Origin of the sequence: Egicoccus sp. AB-alg2, assembly GCF_041821065.1 — a bacterium.
GTDB lineage: Bacteria > Actinomycetota > Nitriliruptoria > Nitriliruptorales > Nitriliruptoraceae > Egicoccus.
Genome location: NZ_JBGUAX010000002.1, coordinates 373,678 through 389,137 on the forward strand (window position 1 = coordinate 373,678; position 15,460 = coordinate 389,137).

Genomic DNA, 15,460 nt, shown 5'->3' on the forward strand with positions numbered 1-15,460 from the left:
CCTCGCAACCTCGGGGCGGACCGAGACTAGTTGCCGGCCCCGCCGGAGCCGCCGTCGGCGTGGCCGGCCTCTGCGTGACCGGCCTCGTCGTGGGCGGCCCCGTCGTGGGCGGCGGCGCCGGCCACCTGCTCCGGCGCGCGCACCTCGATCTCCCCGGCGCGGCGACCCTCGAGGCTGAGCACGGTCAACTGCCACCCGTCGTCGGTCCGCAGACGGTCGCCACGCACCAGCAGACGTCCCAGCTGTTCGACGACCGCGCCGGAGATCGTCTCCGCGTCGCCACCGAGCTCCAGGCCCGTCAACCGCTCCAACTCGTCACGGCGCATGGTCCCCGGCACGACCCACAGCCGCTCGTCGTGGCGTCGGGCGTGCTGTTCGGCGTCGAACTCGTCGGCGATCTCGCCGACCAGCTCCTCGATGACGTCCTCGAGGGTGAGCATGCCGGCGGTGCCGCCGAACTCGTCCACCACCAGCACCGCGTGGCTGCGCTCGTCGAGCATGTCGCGCAGCAGCTGCTCGAGATCCCGGGACTCGGGCACGGCCGGGATCGGCCGCAGCAGGTCGGCGACCGTGAGCGCGACCAGCTCGGCGTCCTCGCGGATGAGCACGTCCTTGACGTGGACCAGGCCCACGACGTGGTCGATGTCGTCGTGGTAGACGGGGATGCGGGTGTGGCCGGTCTCGGCCGCCAGGGTGAGCACCTCGGGCAGCGTCGCCGTGTCCGGCAGGGCCGCGAGGTCGACCCGCGGCGTCATCGCGGCCTCGGCGTCGATCTGTGCCAGGCCGAGCGCGGCATCCATCACCCGGGCGTCCTGCTGGCTGATGGTGCCCAGCTGCCGCGACTCGGCCAGCGCCAACGACAACTCGTCGGGGGTGTGCACCAGCTTGTGCTCGTCCACGGGACGGACCTTGACCGCGCGCACCAACGCGTTCGCGAGCCCGTTCAGCAGCAGGATCAGCGGTCGCAGCGCGGTCACGAACCAGCCGAAGGGGCGGGCGAGCCGGAGCGCGACCGCTTCGGCCCGTGCCAGCGCGAGGTTCTTCGGCGCCATCTCGCCGATGACCATGTGCAGGAACACGACGATGGAGAGCGTGATGACGAGCGCGACGGCCGGGATGAGCCCGCTCGGCAGCGCCGTGACGCCCAGCCAGCGCACCAGCAGCGCCGCGACCGCAGGTTCGGCCACCGCACCCAGCGCCAGCGAACACATCGTGATGCCCAGCTGCGCCCCGCTGAAGGTGACGGACAGCTCGGTGAGCGCCTTGAGGGCGCGGCCGGCGCGGGCGTCACCGGCCTCGGCGGCCTCCTCGATGCGCGTGCGGCGGGCTGCCAGCAGCGAGATCTCGGCCGCCACGAACGCGCCGTTGGCGAGCAGCAGCAGCACGCCGAGCAGGATCGCCCACAGGTTGACGGGGCTGTCGGCGACGGCGGAGACGTCGACGGCCAGCGGCATCGAGGCCGTGGCGAGCGACGCGGCCAGTGGGGTCATCGGGGCACCGCCGCGTCCTCGGGCAGGCGCCGCAGCGCCAGCTCCGTGATACGCACCGCCTCGACCCGCGTGACGGTCAGCTCCCAGCCGTCGAGCTGGACCCGCTCCCCCGGCTCGGGGATGTGCCCGAGCCGGTCGAGGACGAACCCGGCGACGGTCTCGTACTCGCCGTCGGGGACCGACACGCCGAACAGCTCGTCCAGCCGCTCGATGCGCAGCGAGCCCTTCACGAGGTGGCGGCCGGCGCCGACCCGACGCACGTCGTGACCGTTGCGGTCGAACTCGTCCTCGATGTCGCCGACGAGCTGTTCCAGCACGTCCTCGACCGTGACGATGCCGGCGGTGCCGCCGTACTCGTCGATGACCAGGGCGAAGGTGCGCTGCTCGCGGCGCAGGTCGGTGATCAGCCGCCGGAGCGGTTCGCTCTCCGGGACGGCCAGCACGGGCGCGACGACCCGGGTGACCGGGGTGGTGGCGTGGCCGTCCAACGGCACCGCCAACAGGTCCTTCACGTGCACGGTGCCGAGCACGTCGTCCTCGTTGCCGGTGTGGACCGGGAAGCGGCTGTGCCCGGTGCGGCGGGCCTGCTGGCGCAGGTCCGCGAGCGTGTCGTCCCCGGACAGCCACACGACGTCGGGGCGCGGGACCATCACCTCGCCGACCCGGATGTCGCCGAGCCCCACCGCGCGGCGCAGCAGCTCCGTCTGCTCGATGGACAGGCTGCCCTCCGCGCCCGAGGCCGAGATGATCCGCGCGAGTTCGTCCAGGGAGTGGCCGCCCTCCAGCTCCGAGGGGGTGTCCACGCGGAAGACCCGGCGCGTCACGAACTCGGCGGCGCGGTCGAAGATCCGGATCACGGGACCGAGCACGATGCCGAAGACGCGTGTGATCGGTGCGACGGCGATCGCCACGCCGAGCGGGCGGGAGATGGCGAGGTTCTTCGGGAACAGCTCCCCCAGCACCATCTGCGCGATCGTGGACAGAAGGAAGGCCGCGGCCACGGACAGTCCCAGCGCCGCCGACTGCGGGATCCCGACGGCGTCGAGCAGCGGCCGGATGATCGTGTCGCCGATCGCCTGCTCGGCGACGTAGCCGAGGATCAGCGAGGTGGCGGTGATGCCGAACTGCGCCGAGGACAGCGCGAACGACAGGTGCGACAGTTCGCGCACCACCGCCCGCGCGCGACGGTCACCCGCCTCGGCCCGCTCCTCCACGATCGGCCGTCGCAGCGACACGAGTGCGAACTCGACGGCGACGAACAGCCCGTTGGCCGCGATCAGCGCGGCGACGAGCAACAGGGCGAGCGCACCGTTCACCGGCAGGCCGCCGGGCGCGGGTCGAGATGGGTCGCCACGTAGGGGCGGGGATGGCTGGGGTCGTCCACGCCGCTCAGGCTAGCGGCCGTGGGCCCCGGTCAGTGGTCGACCTGCTCGAGCAGTCGTCGGGCATGGGCGCGCATGTCGAAGTCGGGGTCGAGCAGCGACGTGATGCCGAGGCCCGTCAGCCCGGCGAGCAGGGTCTCCGCGAGCGCGCGGGCCTGGGCCTCGGACAGCGAGGGATCCTCGCGCTGCCAGGCGTCGGCGAAGCGCTCGACGCGGCGGCGGTGGCTGCGCAGGGTCCGCGCCCCGATGGCCTCGTCGGTCAGCCCACGTCCGAGGGCCAACTGCAGATAGATGCGGGCGATCGGCCCCGCGTCGGTGATGAAGGCCACGAAGGCGTCCACCAACTCGTCGAGCGTGTCGGTGCCCGCGCCGGCCGGGTCCGGGTCGACCGCTTCGATGGCCTCGTGCACCACCTCGAAGATGGCGGCTTCCTTGGAGTCGAACAGGTTGTAGAAGCTGCCGGCGCCGACCGTGGCCTCGTCGGTGATGGCCTTGAGGGTGACCCCCTCGACACCCAGCTCCGAGACCAGGCGCCGCGTGGCGTCCAGGATCCGCTCGCGCGTCTCCAGGCCCACCCGGTAGCGCGCCACCTCGGCTCCTCGCTCGTTGTCGTCGTCGTGTCGGCGTGCGGACCGTACTGCCCCGACGGGCCGATCCGATCGCCAGACTTGCAGAAGTGGAATGAACACTCCAATATGTAGCAGACGCTCCAAGTGAGGCGTCACCTCCCGTGCGACGGGAGGGTGCGCTCCCCGGCGACGGGGAGTTCTCGGGCACGACAGGGAGGCGGTCCGGTGAGCCATTACAAGAGCAACCTGCGCGACATCGAGTTCAACCTCTACGAGGTGCTCGGCGCGGAGGACTACTTCGGCACCGGCCCGTTCGCGGCCGTGGACGCCGACCAGGCCCGCATGCTGCTCGGTGAGCTCGAGCGCTTCACCCGCGAGTCGATCTGGGCCGATTCCTTCGTCCCCGCCGACCGTACGCCGCTCGAGCTGTCGCCCGAGGGCGACATCACGATCCCCGAGGAGCTCGACCAGGCGCTGCGGGCCTTCTACGAGGCCGGCTGGCACCTGCTGCCGCTGCCGACCCACCTCGGCGGCTTCGGCGCTCCCCCGACGATCCGGTGGGCGGCCTCGGAGCTGCTCGCCGGTGGACACGCCACGGCGATGCTGTGGCCGATCGGGGCACTGATGGGCGCGATCGTCGACCAGGTCGGCACGGAGGGCCAGAAGGCCCGTTTCGCCCGGCCCATGATCGAACGCTGCTGGGGCGGCACCATGGTCCTCACCGAGCCCGACGCCGGCTCGGACGTCGGCGCCGGCACCACCCGGGCGGTCAAGGTGGAGGACAGCGGCCCCGACGACCTCGGTGCCGTCTACCACCTCGAGGGCATCAAGCGCTTCATCACGTCGGCCGACGCGCAGACCCACGAGAACACCGTCCACCTGGTGCTGGCCCGTCCCGAGGGCGCCGGCCCCGGCACCAAGGGCCTGTCGCTGTTCATCGTGCCCAAGCGGCACGTGGACGCCGACGGCAATCTCGGTGAGCGCAACGGTGTCCGGGTGTCCAACATCGAGAAGAAGATGGGCATCAAGGGCTCGGCGACCTGCGAGCTGTCGCTGGGCCAGGACGGGACCCCGTGCGTGGGCTACCTGGCCGGCGACGTCCACGACGGCATCCGCCAGATGTTCCTCGTCATCGAGTACGCCCGCATGATGGTGGGCACCAAGGCGATGGCGACGCTGTCGACCGGCTACCTCAACGCGCTGGCGTACGCCAAGCTCCGCCAGCAAGGTGCCGATCTGACGCTGATGACGGACAAGTCGGCGCCGAAGGTGGAGATCATCAAGCACCCGGACGTGCGCCGCATGCTGATCGAGCAGAAGGCCCACGCCGAGGGCATGCGCGCCCTGGTCATGTACGCGGGCTGGGTCCAGGACCAGGCCCAGCTGCACGCCGACGACGCCGAGGAGCACGCCCGCTGGATCGCCCGCGAGGACCTGCTGCTGCCGCTGGTCAAGGGCTACTGCTCGGAGAAGGCCTACGAGCTGTTGGCGCTGTCGCTGCAGACCTTCGGCGGGTCCGGCTTCACGCAGGACTACCCAATCGAGCAGTACATCCGCGACGCCAAGATCGACACCCTCTACGAGGGCACGACGGCGATCCAGGCGCTGGATCTGCTGTTCCGCAAGATCGTCCGCGACCAGGGGTCGACGCTGACGTGGCTGGCCGACCAGGTCCGCGAACTGGTCAAGGGCGGCCGTGACGACGACCCGTTCGCGACCGAGCGCGAGCAGCTCGGCAAGGCGCTCGACGACGCACAACAGCACCTCGGAGTGCTTGTGCAGCACGCAATGGCGTCGATGGATGAGAGCAAGCGCACGGAGATCTACAAGACCGGCTTGAACACCACCGAGTTCCTGTACTCCCTCGCCGAGGTCGTCATCGGCTGGTTGCTGCTGCGCCAGGCCGAGGTGGCACAGGACAAGCTCGACGCCGGGGTGGCGGGCGCCCACGGAGGGCCCGCCGCCGACGGCGACACCGACTTCTACACCGGCAAGGTCGCCTCGGCCCGCTGGTTCCTGCGCACCGTGCCGCCGAAGATCGCGGTGCGCCGGCAGAAGGCCCACGACGAGGACGGCTGGCTGATGGAGCTGCCCGAGACCGCATTCTGACCCTGCTTGCTGGTGACCCGTCCCTGGGCCGCTCCCGCCCAGGACGCAACACGGGGGCATCAGCAATCCGCGGCCCGTTCCACGCTCCCAGGGAACGGGCCGCGACCCTTTCCGCCCGAGCCGCGCTCCGGCTGGCCCCCCGGTCGCTCTTCGCCGTCCGGTGCGGCGTGATTCGGTACCGTCCCCCGTCGCCACCGTCGCGGACCGCCACGGTGCCTCACGAAGGACCTGACGCCCCGTGGCCACTCGTTCCACGCCGTCGCGCAAGACCACGGCCGCGCGGGGCGCGACCCCGCGTGGTCGGCGCCCCGCGCCGCGCCAGAAGAAGCCGTGGTTCAAGCGCTGGTGGGTGATCCTGCTGGTGCTGCCCGCGCTCCTGCTGGGCGCGCTGGCGCTGCTCGTCTTCTACCTCGTCTTCTCGCGCGTGCCGCTGCCCGAGGACATCGCCGCCAACGCCTCGGTGGTCTACGACCGCAACGGCGAGGAGGTGGGTGGTTTCGCCGGACCCGACCAGGCCTCGCGCGAGGACGTCGGGATCGGGGACCTGCCCGAACACGTCGGGCAGGCCGTCCTGGGCGTCGAGGACCGCGACTTCTACGAGCACCACGGCGTGTCGGCCACCGGCGTGGCCCGCGCCCTGTTCACGAACGTCCGCGCCGGATCGGTCCAACAGGGCGGCTCGACGGTCACGCAGCAGTACATCAAGAACGCCGCCGTCGGGGCCGACCAGACCTACACCCGCAAGGTGCAGGAGGCCGCGCTCGCGATCAAGCTCGAGCAGGCGTACGAGAAGGACGAGATCCTCGAGTTCTACCTCAACACCATCTACTGGGGGCGGGGTGCCTGGGGGATCCAGGCCGCGGCGCGCAGCTACTTCGACGTGCCCGCCAGCGAGTTGACGCTGAACCAGTCGGCGACGCTGGCCGGGGTCATCGCGTCGCCGGAGAACTTCGACCCGCTGGAGAACCCCGAACGTGCCGACGCCCGCCGGCGGGTGTCGCTGGCCGGCATGCTCGAGAAGGGCTGGATCGACCAGGCGACCCACGACGAGGTCGCGGCCGCAGGCCTGCCGGACGTCCTCGAGCGCCGCAGCCAGGACCTCGGGCCCAACGCCTACTTCCTCGACGGTGTCCGCCGCGAGCTGGCCAACATCACGGAGTTCGAGGGCGGCGAGCTGTTCCGTGGCTATCGGGTCCATACGGAGCTCGACCCGCGCTTGCAGGAGCTGGCCCAGACGACGCTCACCGACGCGGTCGCGGACGGCCCGACCGACACCGGCGCGATCGTGACCCTCGACCCGGCCACCGGCGGCGTGCTGGCGCTGGTCGGCGGCCCGGACTTCGCCCAGCAGCAGCGCAACGACGCCTACCGGTCGGCCCGCCAGGTCGGCTCGACGTTCAAGGCCTTCACGCTGCAGGCGTTCGTCGAGGCCGGCAACGACCCCGAGTCACGCTTCCCGGCGCCCGCCGAGCTGGACATCTCCGAGCCGGACGACGACGAGCCGGTGCTTATCCGCAACTTCGGCGGCAACGGCTACGGCGAGCAGACGGTCCTGGAGGCCACCGCCTCGTCGACCAACACCGTCTACTACCAGATGCAGGAGGAGGCCGGTCGCGAGCGCGTGATCGACGCCGCCCGCCGCGCCGGTCTGCCGGTCGCCCGCGAGGTCAGCGAGGAGGGCGAACTGGTGCGCCGCGACACGATGTCGCCGGTGCGCTCGCTGACGCTGGGGGTGCACTCGTTCACCCCCCTGGAGATGGCCGGCGCGTTCGGCACCTACGCCGCCGAGGGCACCCACGTGCGCCCGCACCTGGTGACACGGGTGGAGACCGCGGAGGGCACCGTCGTCTACGAGGCGCCCACCAACGGGCAGCCCGACGTCGACGTCGAGGTGGCCCGCGCCGTCACCCAGGGGCTGCGGGGCGTGGTCGAGCGCGGCTCCGGGCAGGCGGCCCAGATCGGGCGTCCCGCAGCCGGCAAGACCGGCACCACCCAGAACAGCCAGGACGCCTGGTTCGTGGGCTACGTGCCGCAGCTGGCCACCTCGGTGTGGCTCGGCAACGCGGACAACTCCCCGATCGAGGGCGATGCGACCGGTGGTGGTCTGGCCGCACCGGTGTGGGGGCAGTACATGGCGCAGGCGGTCGAGGGGCTGGAGGTCCTCGACTTCACGCCACCGGACCTGGACCTCGAGGTACTCAACGAGGAGGTGCCCGAGTGCCCGTCCGGCTACGCCTTCGCGGACCCGCCGTCGGGTGACGCCGACCCGATGCCGGACGTCATCAGCGACATCACGAATGCCGACGGCCAGCCGTGCGTCGAACAGAACCCGGAGCCCGAACCGGAACCCGAGTGCCCGCCGGGCTACGTGTTCGCGGACCCGCCGTCGGGCGACGCCGACCCGATGCCGGACGTCATCAGCGACATCACCAACGCCAACGGCCAGCCGTGCGTCGAACAGAACCCGGAGCCCGAGCCGGAACCGGAGCCGACGGAGACCGAGGAACCCGAGCCCGAGCCGACCGAGGAGCCGGAGCCCGAACCCACGGAGACCGAGGAGCCCGAGCCCGAACCGCAGCCCACCGAGGAGCTGCCGGTCCCGGGCCCGACCGAGCCGGAGGAGACCGAGGACGCCGACGCCGACGCCTGACGCGCGACGTCAGGCCCGGTCGCGCAGGTCCAGCACGGCCCCGGTCGGCACGTCGGGATCGTCCAGGACGTCCCACAGCCGCCGGGCGACGTCGTCGGGGTCGAGCAGCTCGCCCGCGTCGTGGAGGGCCTGGAAGCGCTCCACGCCGGGGAAGTCGCTGGCGTCGGTGGCGCGGATGTGGGCCTGCATGGCGGTGGCGACCACGCCGGGTGCCACGGACAGCACCCGCACGCCACCACGCTCGGCCTGTTCCTCGCCGACCGCCCGTACCCACTGGTCGCCGGCCGCCTTTGCGGCGCCGTACGACGACCAGCCGGCGCGCGGGTTGGTCGCGGCTCCGGACGAGATCAGCAGCAACTCGCGGCGCGCGTCGCGGTCACGGACCGCCTGCAGGACGAGGTGGCCGAGTACCTGCCCGGCCGCACTGTTGAGCAGCACGTTGCGGGTGTAGGCGTCGGTGTCGACCTCGCCGGCGAAGCCGATGGGCTGCAGCGTGCCGGCGTTGTGGACGACCGTGATCCGGTCCCAGTCGCGTTCCGAGACCAGCCGCGCGAACGCCTGGCCGAACACCGGCCAGGCGGCTGGCTCGGCGAGGTCGAGCGCGAGGTGCGAACCGCCCTCCGGCGCGCGGCCGGAACGGGAGACGTCGACGCGGTGGGCGCCGGCCGGGGCGGCCGCCAGCAACGCGGCCCCAAGACCGGCCGACGCGCCGGTGACGACGACGAGATGGTCCACGGTGCGGCCTTCCTCAGCTGACGGCGGGATCTGCGGTCGGGTCCGGCTGGGCGCCGTGGGCGTCGAGGAAGGCCAGCACGCGTCGGGCGAACCGACCCGGTGCCTGCTCGGGGAAGCCGTGGGCGAGCCCGTCGAACACCTCGAAGGTGGCGTCGGGGATCGCGGCGGCCAGCTCGCGGCCGCGTTCCGGTGGGCACAGCGGATCGTGCTCGCCGGCCAGCACCAGCGTCGGACAGCGGATCGAGAGCACCTGCTCCCGGGCGTCGTGCGTCACCGCCGCAGCGGTCAGTGCGACGTGGCGGGCGACCCGGTCGTCGGGATGGCCCGGCGGGCTGGAGAGCCGCAGCAGCAACCGTCGGCGCGAGCGCTCCAAACCGGTGAACGACGTCGCCACCGCCGCGCGGGCGAACCGGTGCCAGTCGCGCGCCTCGACCGCGGCCTGCCAGTCCTGCAGACCACGCCGCAGGCGGGCATCGGCGCGTGCGCAGGTGGCCGACAGCACCAGGCCGGCGACCAGGTCGGGACGCGTGGCTGCGAGGTGCTGGGCGACCATGGCACCCATCGAATGCGCGAACAGCCACGCCGGCTGGTCGGTCACCGCGTCCAGGACGGCGGCGACCTCGCGTGCGAGGCCGGCCGTGGTCGGTGCGTCGGCGTCGGTCGGCCGGTCCGCATAGGAGACCACGAGGCACCGGAAGTGACGCATCGGCAGCGGCGCGTCGCGCATGAGCGCCTGCGTCGCCGGCAGCGTCACCGGCGCCAGTCCGTCGCTGAGGCCGGGCACCAGCACGGCCGGCGGTGCCGCCGGTGGACCGAAGGTGAGGACCGGAGCGCGGACACCGTCGGCGTCCACCCATCGCAACTCCATGCGTACCCCTCGCCGTGGGACCGCCCGCCCGCCGGACGGACGGCCGCGACCCTAGTGGCGGTACCGTCCGGCCCATCGTGACCGACCAGCCAGCCCCGGCACCGCCGACGCCACCCCGCGACGACGCGCGCCCCGCCCGGGGCCCACGGGTCGGCGCGGTGGTCGGACTGGTCGTGTTGGCGATCGTCGTCGCCGCGGGCGTGGTCGGGGTCGGCATCTCGCGCGGGCTGCCGACGTCGGTGCCCTCCCCCACCGGCGACGCCGTCGTCGACGCGCCGCATCACGGCGGGCCGGTCGAGGCCGGCGACGGCTACGCCGTCTGGGAGCGCAACGAGGACGGCGCCCCCATCCGCTGGGACCCGTGCAGCGACGTCGAGGTGGTCGTCAACCCGGAGGGCGCCCCCTCCGGCGCCGCGGCCGATCTCGAACGGGCGCTCGCGGAGGTGGCGGCCCACACCGGCTTGTCGTTGCGCGTCGTGGACGACACCGACGAGCGGCCGGCGGCCGACCGGGCCGCCTATCAGCCCGAGCGCTACGGCCAGCGGTGGGCGCCGGTGTTGGTGGCCTGGGCCGAGCCGCACGAGAACGGCGTGTCGCTGCGGGACATCGACCGGGGCCTGGCCGTGCCCGTGGCCGTCGGTGAGCCGGGCCAGCGGGTGTACGTGACCGGTCAGGTCGTCCTCAACGCCCACCGCGACGACCTGCGGCCGGGCTTCGAGGACCGGGCGGATTCCTGGGGGGCGACGCTGCTGCACGAACTGGCCCATCTGGTCGGCCTCGCCCACGTCGACGACCCGACCGAGTTGATGGCCATCCATCCCGGTGCCGGGCCGGTCGCGTTCGGTCCTGGAGACCGGGCGGGACTGGCGGCGGTCGGTGCGGCACACGGCTGCCTCGACGTGCCCCAGCCGCGACCGGTCGAGGTGGCCCCGCCGCCGGAACGCTGAGGGGCTCGGCCGCCGTGCTCGCCGACGCGAGCGTGGTGTCAGCCGGGCAGGCCGGCGGACGCCCCGGTGGCACCGCCGTCGACGGGCAGCACGACGCCGGTGATCCACGACGACGCGTCGGACAGGAGGAACAGCACGGCCCGCGCCACGTCGTCGGGGGTGCCCAGACGCTGCAGCGGGTGGGCCTTGGCCGCGGCCTCCTCGTCGGCCGACCACAGCAGCCGTGACAGGCGGGTCTTCACGACCGCGGCCGCGACCGCGTTGACCCGGACGTCGGGGGCGAGTTCCAGGGCCAGCTGGTGGGTCAGGTGGTGCAGCCCGGCCTTCGAGACGTTGTAGGCCCCGATCACCGGGCTCGGCCGCAGGCCACCGACCGAGCCGATGTTGACGATGGCGCCGCCGCGCTCGCGCATGGAGCCGTGCCAGGCGGCGCGCGACCACACCAGCGGCGCGCGCAGGTTGATCTCCCAGGTCTTGTCGACCGCGCCCATCTGCACGTCCATGAGCGGCCCGGCGCCCGGGTTCGTCCCGGCGTTGTTCACCAGCAGGTCGCAGCTGCCGAACCGGTCCACCGCCGTGGCGACGGCGGCTTCCGCGTGGTCGGGATCGGCCACGTTGCCGACCACCGGGACGACCCGGTCGCCCAGGTCGGCCGCCAGCGGCTCCAGGGTCTCGGCCTTGCGTCCGGTGACGACCACACCGACCACACCGGCGTCCAGCAGGTGCCGGACCACCGCCTCCCCGATGCCGCGGCTGGCGCCGGTGACCAACGCGACCCGACCGTCGACCCCGATCCGCACGCGCGCTCCTCCCTCTCGTGGGCGCGCGACGCTACACCTCGGCGGGCACCGACCCGCTCACGCGGGTTCGGCCCCCTCCCCGACCACGCCGTCGATGCGTTCCGCGAGATCGAGGTCGCGGCGGGTGATGCCCCCGGCGTCGTGGCTGGTCAGCCGCACCTCGACCCGCCGGTACGAGTTGAACAGATCGGGATGGTGGTCGGCCGCGTCGGCGAGGTCCGCGACCCGGCCGACGAAGTCGATCGCGGCGCGGAAGTCCGCGAACCGCAGACGCCGCACGATGGCGTCGCCATCACGTTCCCAACCGTCGAGGGCCGCCAGGCCACGGTCGACGGCCTCCGCATCCAGAAGGCTCATGACGCACGTGATACCACCTGGCCGCACGCCCCGCCAGAATCGGACGGCCGACCACTAGGCTGCCGCGGCTGCTGCCCGCGACCCCGGCCCCCGTGCCCGCGCAGACGCGTGCGTGAGCGACCCGCGTCGTGTGTGGCGACGAATTCCCTGCGACCCCGACGCCAGGTGACCGCGTGCGCACGCTGCCGATGTTCCCGTTGGGAACCGTCCTGCTGCCGCACATGGTGCTACCGCTGCACGTCTTCGAGCCCCGCTACCGCGAGCTCATGCGCCAGATCATGGCCGGCGACCGCGAGTTCGGCGTGGTCCTGATCCAGCGTGGACACGAGGTCGGCGGCGGCGACGAACGCTACGCCCTCGGCACGGTCGCGCGGGTCCTGGAGGCCGAGGAGCTGGACGACGGACGCTGGCTCGTCATCACGATCGGTACGCGCCGCGTCCGCGTGGAGCGATGGCTGCCGGACGCGCCCTACCCGCTGGCCGAGGTGACCGAGCTGGAGGAGGAGCGCGCGACGGCGCCGGCGGTGGCGCTGCGTGACACGCTGACCCCCCGCCTGCGCCGTGTGCTGGCCATGCAGCTCGAGCTCGGCCAGGACGGCGTCCCGCCGACGGTGGAGTTGTCCGACGATCCGGACGTCGGCTGCTGGCAGGTGGCCGTCGTGGCACCGCTCACGCCCCTCGACGCGCAGCGCATCCTGGAGACCGACGCCGGTCTCGAGCGCATGCAGCTACTCGACGGGATGCTCGTCGACCTCGAGGAGTCGCTCGCCTGGCAGCTGCGCGGCGACGAGTGACCGGCGTTCGTCCACGCCTTCCGGTCCGTCGGGCACGGCCGGTAGGTTCCGGGCTCCGCGATCGCTTCCAGGATGCTGCGCGTTGTCCCTCGTCACCTTCCACGGCGCGAACGGGTCCGAGCCGTACGCGTTCCGGCGTCGGATGGACCGCCCGGGGCGCGTCCTCGACCGTCTCGACGCCCTGCTCCCCCGCGACGCGACCGTGCTCGACGTCGGCGCCGGTGACGGCGCCACCGCAGTCCGCCTGGCCGAGCGCGGTCGCCAAGTCGTCGCCATGGAAGCCCGTGCCGCCCCGACCGAGCGTCGCCACCGCGACGTCACCTGGCTCCGCGGTCGAACCGGCGCCCTGCCCTTCGCCGATGGCAGTCTCGACGGCGCCTATGCCGCCTGGGCGTACTTCCGCCCGTCGGTGCTCGACCCCTCGCGCGGGCTGGCGGAACTGCACCGTGTCGTCCGCCGCGGCGGCCCCATCGTGCTCGTCGGCAACGCCGGCGACGACGACTTCACCGGCCCCGGCACCGCCGGGCGGGGCGAGCCGCTGGGCTGGTTCGCGGACCGGGGCTTCGCCGTGGACGTGATCGACACCCTCTCCGGGATCGACGACGCGGTCGGCTCGGCACCGGCGCGAGAGGTCCATCACCGCGTGTTCGTGGCGACGAAGGCGTCGCGCGGCCCCGGCGAGGTCCGCGTCCGCGGGATGCGGCGGTCCGAGGCACCGCGGGTCGGACGGTTGACGCTCGAGGCCTACGACCGGTTCGGGTCCATCGAGGGGCCCTACCGGGCGTTCCTCGCGGAACCGCTGCAGCGGCTGGACCGGGCATCGGCGCTGCTGGTGGCGGAGTACGAGGGCGAGGTGGTCGGCACGGTGACCTACGTGGTCCCCGGCGACGCCGAGTGGGAGGGCCCGGAGCCGGCGCATGGCGACGCCGGGTTCCGGGTTCTGGCCGTCGACCCGGACGTGCAGGGCCGCGGGATCGGACCCCGGCTGGTCGAGGCCTGCGTGCAGCGCGCCGGCGAGCAACGCCGCCACCGACTGTTCATCTCCTCCATGGTGTGGATGACCCGCGCCCACCGGATGTACGAGCGCGCCGGCTTCGTGCGCCGGCCCGACCTGGATGTCATGTTCCCGGCCGGTCCCGGCGTGGTCTTCACGCTCGACCTCACCGACGAGGCGGCCGACCGCTTCCCGCCGCCGGGTCCGGCGCCCAGCGAACTGCCCTGGTTCGCCGACGCCTGGGCCCACTGACCGCGAACGGCCCCGCTCCCGTGCGAGGGAAGCGTCCTGCCTCGGCCGGCAGGGCTGCAGGGCGGCCTAGGACAGCGCCACGAGACTCCGCAGCGCCGCCACCGCCAGGGGCAGCAGCACCGCCAGGGCGACGGCGCCCAGGATGCTGGCGATCAGCCAGCGGCCCGTACGCCGCGGTGGCTGGGCCGCCGGGATCGCGACGGTCGGCTCCGATGTCGGGATCGCGACCGTCGGCTCCGACGTCCCGTCCGCGACCGTGTCGTCGTCCCGTTCCAGCGTGGCGACCGGCACCCGCGCCGTGCGGTCGACGTCGTCCTCGTCCGTGGATCGCCACGCGGTCGCGTCGGCTGTCGGGACGTCGCCCTCCCCGGCCTCGTCGTCGCCGTCCTCCGGCGTGTCCCCGGCTGCCGTGTCGGTGGCCTGGCCGACGTCGTGGCGTGCACCGGTGTCGGCCTCGTGGTCCACCTCGCCACCATCGGGCTCGGGTTCGAGATCCAGCCACGACGGCGCCAGCGGCCTGGTGGCGTCGGCGTCCCTGGCCGCGGCATCGTCCCCGCCCGGGGCGGGCTCCGCCGCCCCGGCCGAGGCCGCGGTGGACGGCTGGAGCCGTGGGATCGGCTCGACGGGGTCGTCGACCGGCGTGGGCTCGTCGTCGGTGGCGAACAGCGGCTCGTCGAGCGTGTCCGCAGCGTGTGCGGTGCTACCGCGCGCCGCATGGGGGGCGGCACCCGGATCCTCGGCCACCTCGTCGTCGGCCAGGACCCACACCTCGCCGTCGTCCGGGTCGTCGTCGCGCGCGGCGGACCCGCCATCGGCCGCAGCTGCCTCGGCAGCCGGTCGCTCGGCGGCCGGCTCCTCGTCGTCGACCAGGCGGGGCAGCGGCTCGTCCTCGATGGTGACCGGGCGCCGGACGTCCACAGGGATGGGCGGCGGTCCCTCGGCGCCGTGCTGGGCCAGGACGGACGCGACGATGCGCCGCGCGATGGTCGCCGCGTCCTCGGCCACGTCGGCCTCTGCGGCAGGGGCGGCGGGACTGGGCTCGGCCGGCACGACGGCGGGACGGCCCGGGACCGGCTGCAGGACCGGGGTCGCGGGCGCGGGGCCGGGCTCCTCGGCCTCAGCGACCACCGGCAGGTCCTCGGCGAGCGAACGGCTGGCCTCCGCGTGCGCGGCGAGGACCTCGGCGACGATCCGCTTCGCCGCCTGGCGCGCAGGGCTGTCCTCCAGCGCGTCGGGCACGGCGGCGGGGTCGCCGACGTGCGGCCCGAGGCCCCCGGGGACCCCCGGCTCGGCCGGCGCGGGCTCCGCGGCGGGCGCCGACGTCGCCTCCTGACCCTGATGTAGGGCGTCGTCGGCGGCCTCGTGGGCGGCGAGCACCTCGCGGACGATCCGCTGCGCGATCTCGCGCGCGTCCTCGGACACGGCCGTGTCTCCTGGTTCGACAGCAGGGAATCGGTCCGGCCGACGTCCGAGCGTAGTCCGCATGACGCGGCCCGAGTACGTCCGGGACTGG

General features: G+C 73.4%; 13 protein-coding genes. 5 read left to right on the forward strand and 8 right to left on the reverse strand.

Translation table 11 applies throughout. The annotated features are described in order from the left end of the window. Positions 1 to 26: 26 nt before the first annotated feature. The 3 genes from ACERM0_RS04395 to ACERM0_RS04405 form a co-directional block, all read right to left on the reverse strand. On the reverse strand, positions 27 to 1,490 hold the full coding sequence (locus tag ACERM0_RS04395) for a hemolysin family protein (RefSeq protein WP_373677298.1): 1,464 nt from the start codon (positions 1,488 to 1,490) through the stop codon (positions 27 to 29). Then, a complete protein-coding gene (locus ACERM0_RS04400; protein ID WP_373677299.1) occupies positions 1,487 to 2,806 on the reverse strand; it encodes a hemolysin family protein in 1,320 nt (439 codons plus the stop codon). The genes ACERM0_RS04395 and ACERM0_RS04400 overlap by 4 nt, the downstream gene beginning before the upstream one ends. Positions 2,807 to 2,904: 98 nt before the next feature. Then, on the reverse strand, positions 2,905 to 3,462 hold the full coding sequence (locus ACERM0_RS04405; RefSeq protein ID WP_373677300.1) for a TetR/AcrR family transcriptional regulator: 558 nt from the start codon (positions 3,460 to 3,462) through the stop codon (positions 2,905 to 2,907). Between the two features lie 204 nt (positions 3,463 to 3,666). Here ACERM0_RS04405 and ACERM0_RS04410 point away from each other — a divergent pair, with 204 nt between their 5' ends. Beyond that, positions 3,667 to 5,550, forward strand: a complete 1,884-nt coding sequence (locus ACERM0_RS04410) for an acyl-CoA dehydrogenase (RefSeq protein WP_373677301.1) — start codon at positions 3,667 to 3,669, stop codon at positions 5,548 to 5,550. Between the two features lie 238 nt (positions 5,551 to 5,788). Further along, positions 5,789 to 8,200 (forward strand): transglycosylase domain-containing protein, encoded by a 2,412-nt coding sequence (locus ACERM0_RS04415; RefSeq protein WP_373677302.1) that lies wholly within the window; start codon positions 5,789 to 5,791, stop codon positions 8,198 to 8,200. 9 nt (positions 8,201 to 8,209) lie between these two features. Here ACERM0_RS04415 and ACERM0_RS04420 read toward each other — a convergent pair whose 3' ends face one another. Continuing rightward, entirely contained in the window at positions 8,210 to 8,935 is a 726-nt protein-coding gene (locus tag ACERM0_RS04420) for an SDR family NAD(P)-dependent oxidoreductase (RefSeq protein WP_373677303.1), read from the reverse strand. A gap of 13 nt (positions 8,936 to 8,948) precedes the next feature. Beyond that, positions 8,949 to 9,803 (reverse strand): alpha/beta fold hydrolase, encoded by an 855-nt coding sequence (locus ACERM0_RS04425; protein ID WP_373677304.1) that lies wholly within the window; start codon positions 9,801 to 9,803, stop codon positions 8,949 to 8,951. Positions 9,804 to 9,880: 77 nt separating this feature from the next. Between ACERM0_RS04425 and ACERM0_RS04430 the strand changes: the two genes are divergently transcribed. Then, positions 9,881 to 10,750: a hypothetical protein gene (locus ACERM0_RS04430; RefSeq protein WP_373677305.1), complete on the forward strand. Its 870-nt coding sequence runs from the start codon at positions 9,881 to 9,883 to the stop codon at positions 10,748 to 10,750. A 38-nt stretch (positions 10,751 to 10,788) separates the two neighbouring features. On the opposite strand, the gene ACERM0_RS04435 is transcribed toward ACERM0_RS04430, so the two are convergent. After that, entirely contained in the window at positions 10,789 to 11,550 is a 762-nt protein-coding gene (locus tag ACERM0_RS04435; protein ID WP_373677306.1) for an SDR family oxidoreductase, read from the reverse strand. A gap of 57 nt (positions 11,551 to 11,607) precedes the next feature. Next, on the reverse strand, positions 11,608 to 11,907 hold the full coding sequence (locus tag ACERM0_RS04440; protein WP_373677307.1) for a 4a-hydroxytetrahydrobiopterin dehydratase: 300 nt from the start codon (positions 11,905 to 11,907) through the stop codon (positions 11,608 to 11,610). A gap of 173 nt (positions 11,908 to 12,080) precedes the next feature. On the opposite strand from ACERM0_RS04440, the gene ACERM0_RS04445 reads away from it, so the two are divergent. Next, positions 12,081 to 12,701: an LON peptidase substrate-binding domain-containing protein gene (locus ACERM0_RS04445; protein WP_373677308.1), complete on the forward strand. Its 621-nt coding sequence runs from the start codon at positions 12,081 to 12,083 to the stop codon at positions 12,699 to 12,701. A gap of 82 nt (positions 12,702 to 12,783) precedes the next feature. Then, entirely contained in the window at positions 12,784 to 13,947 is a 1,164-nt protein-coding gene (locus ACERM0_RS04450) for a GNAT family N-acetyltransferase (RefSeq protein ID WP_373677309.1), read from the forward strand. A 66-nt stretch (positions 13,948 to 14,013) separates the two neighbouring features. Here ACERM0_RS04450 and ACERM0_RS04455 read toward each other — a convergent pair whose 3' ends face one another. After that, positions 14,014 to 15,369, reverse strand: coding sequence for a hypothetical protein (locus ACERM0_RS04455; RefSeq protein ID WP_373677310.1), 1,356 nt, complete (start codon positions 15,367 to 15,369; stop codon positions 14,014 to 14,016). Positions 15,370 to 15,460: the final 91 nt, after the last annotated feature.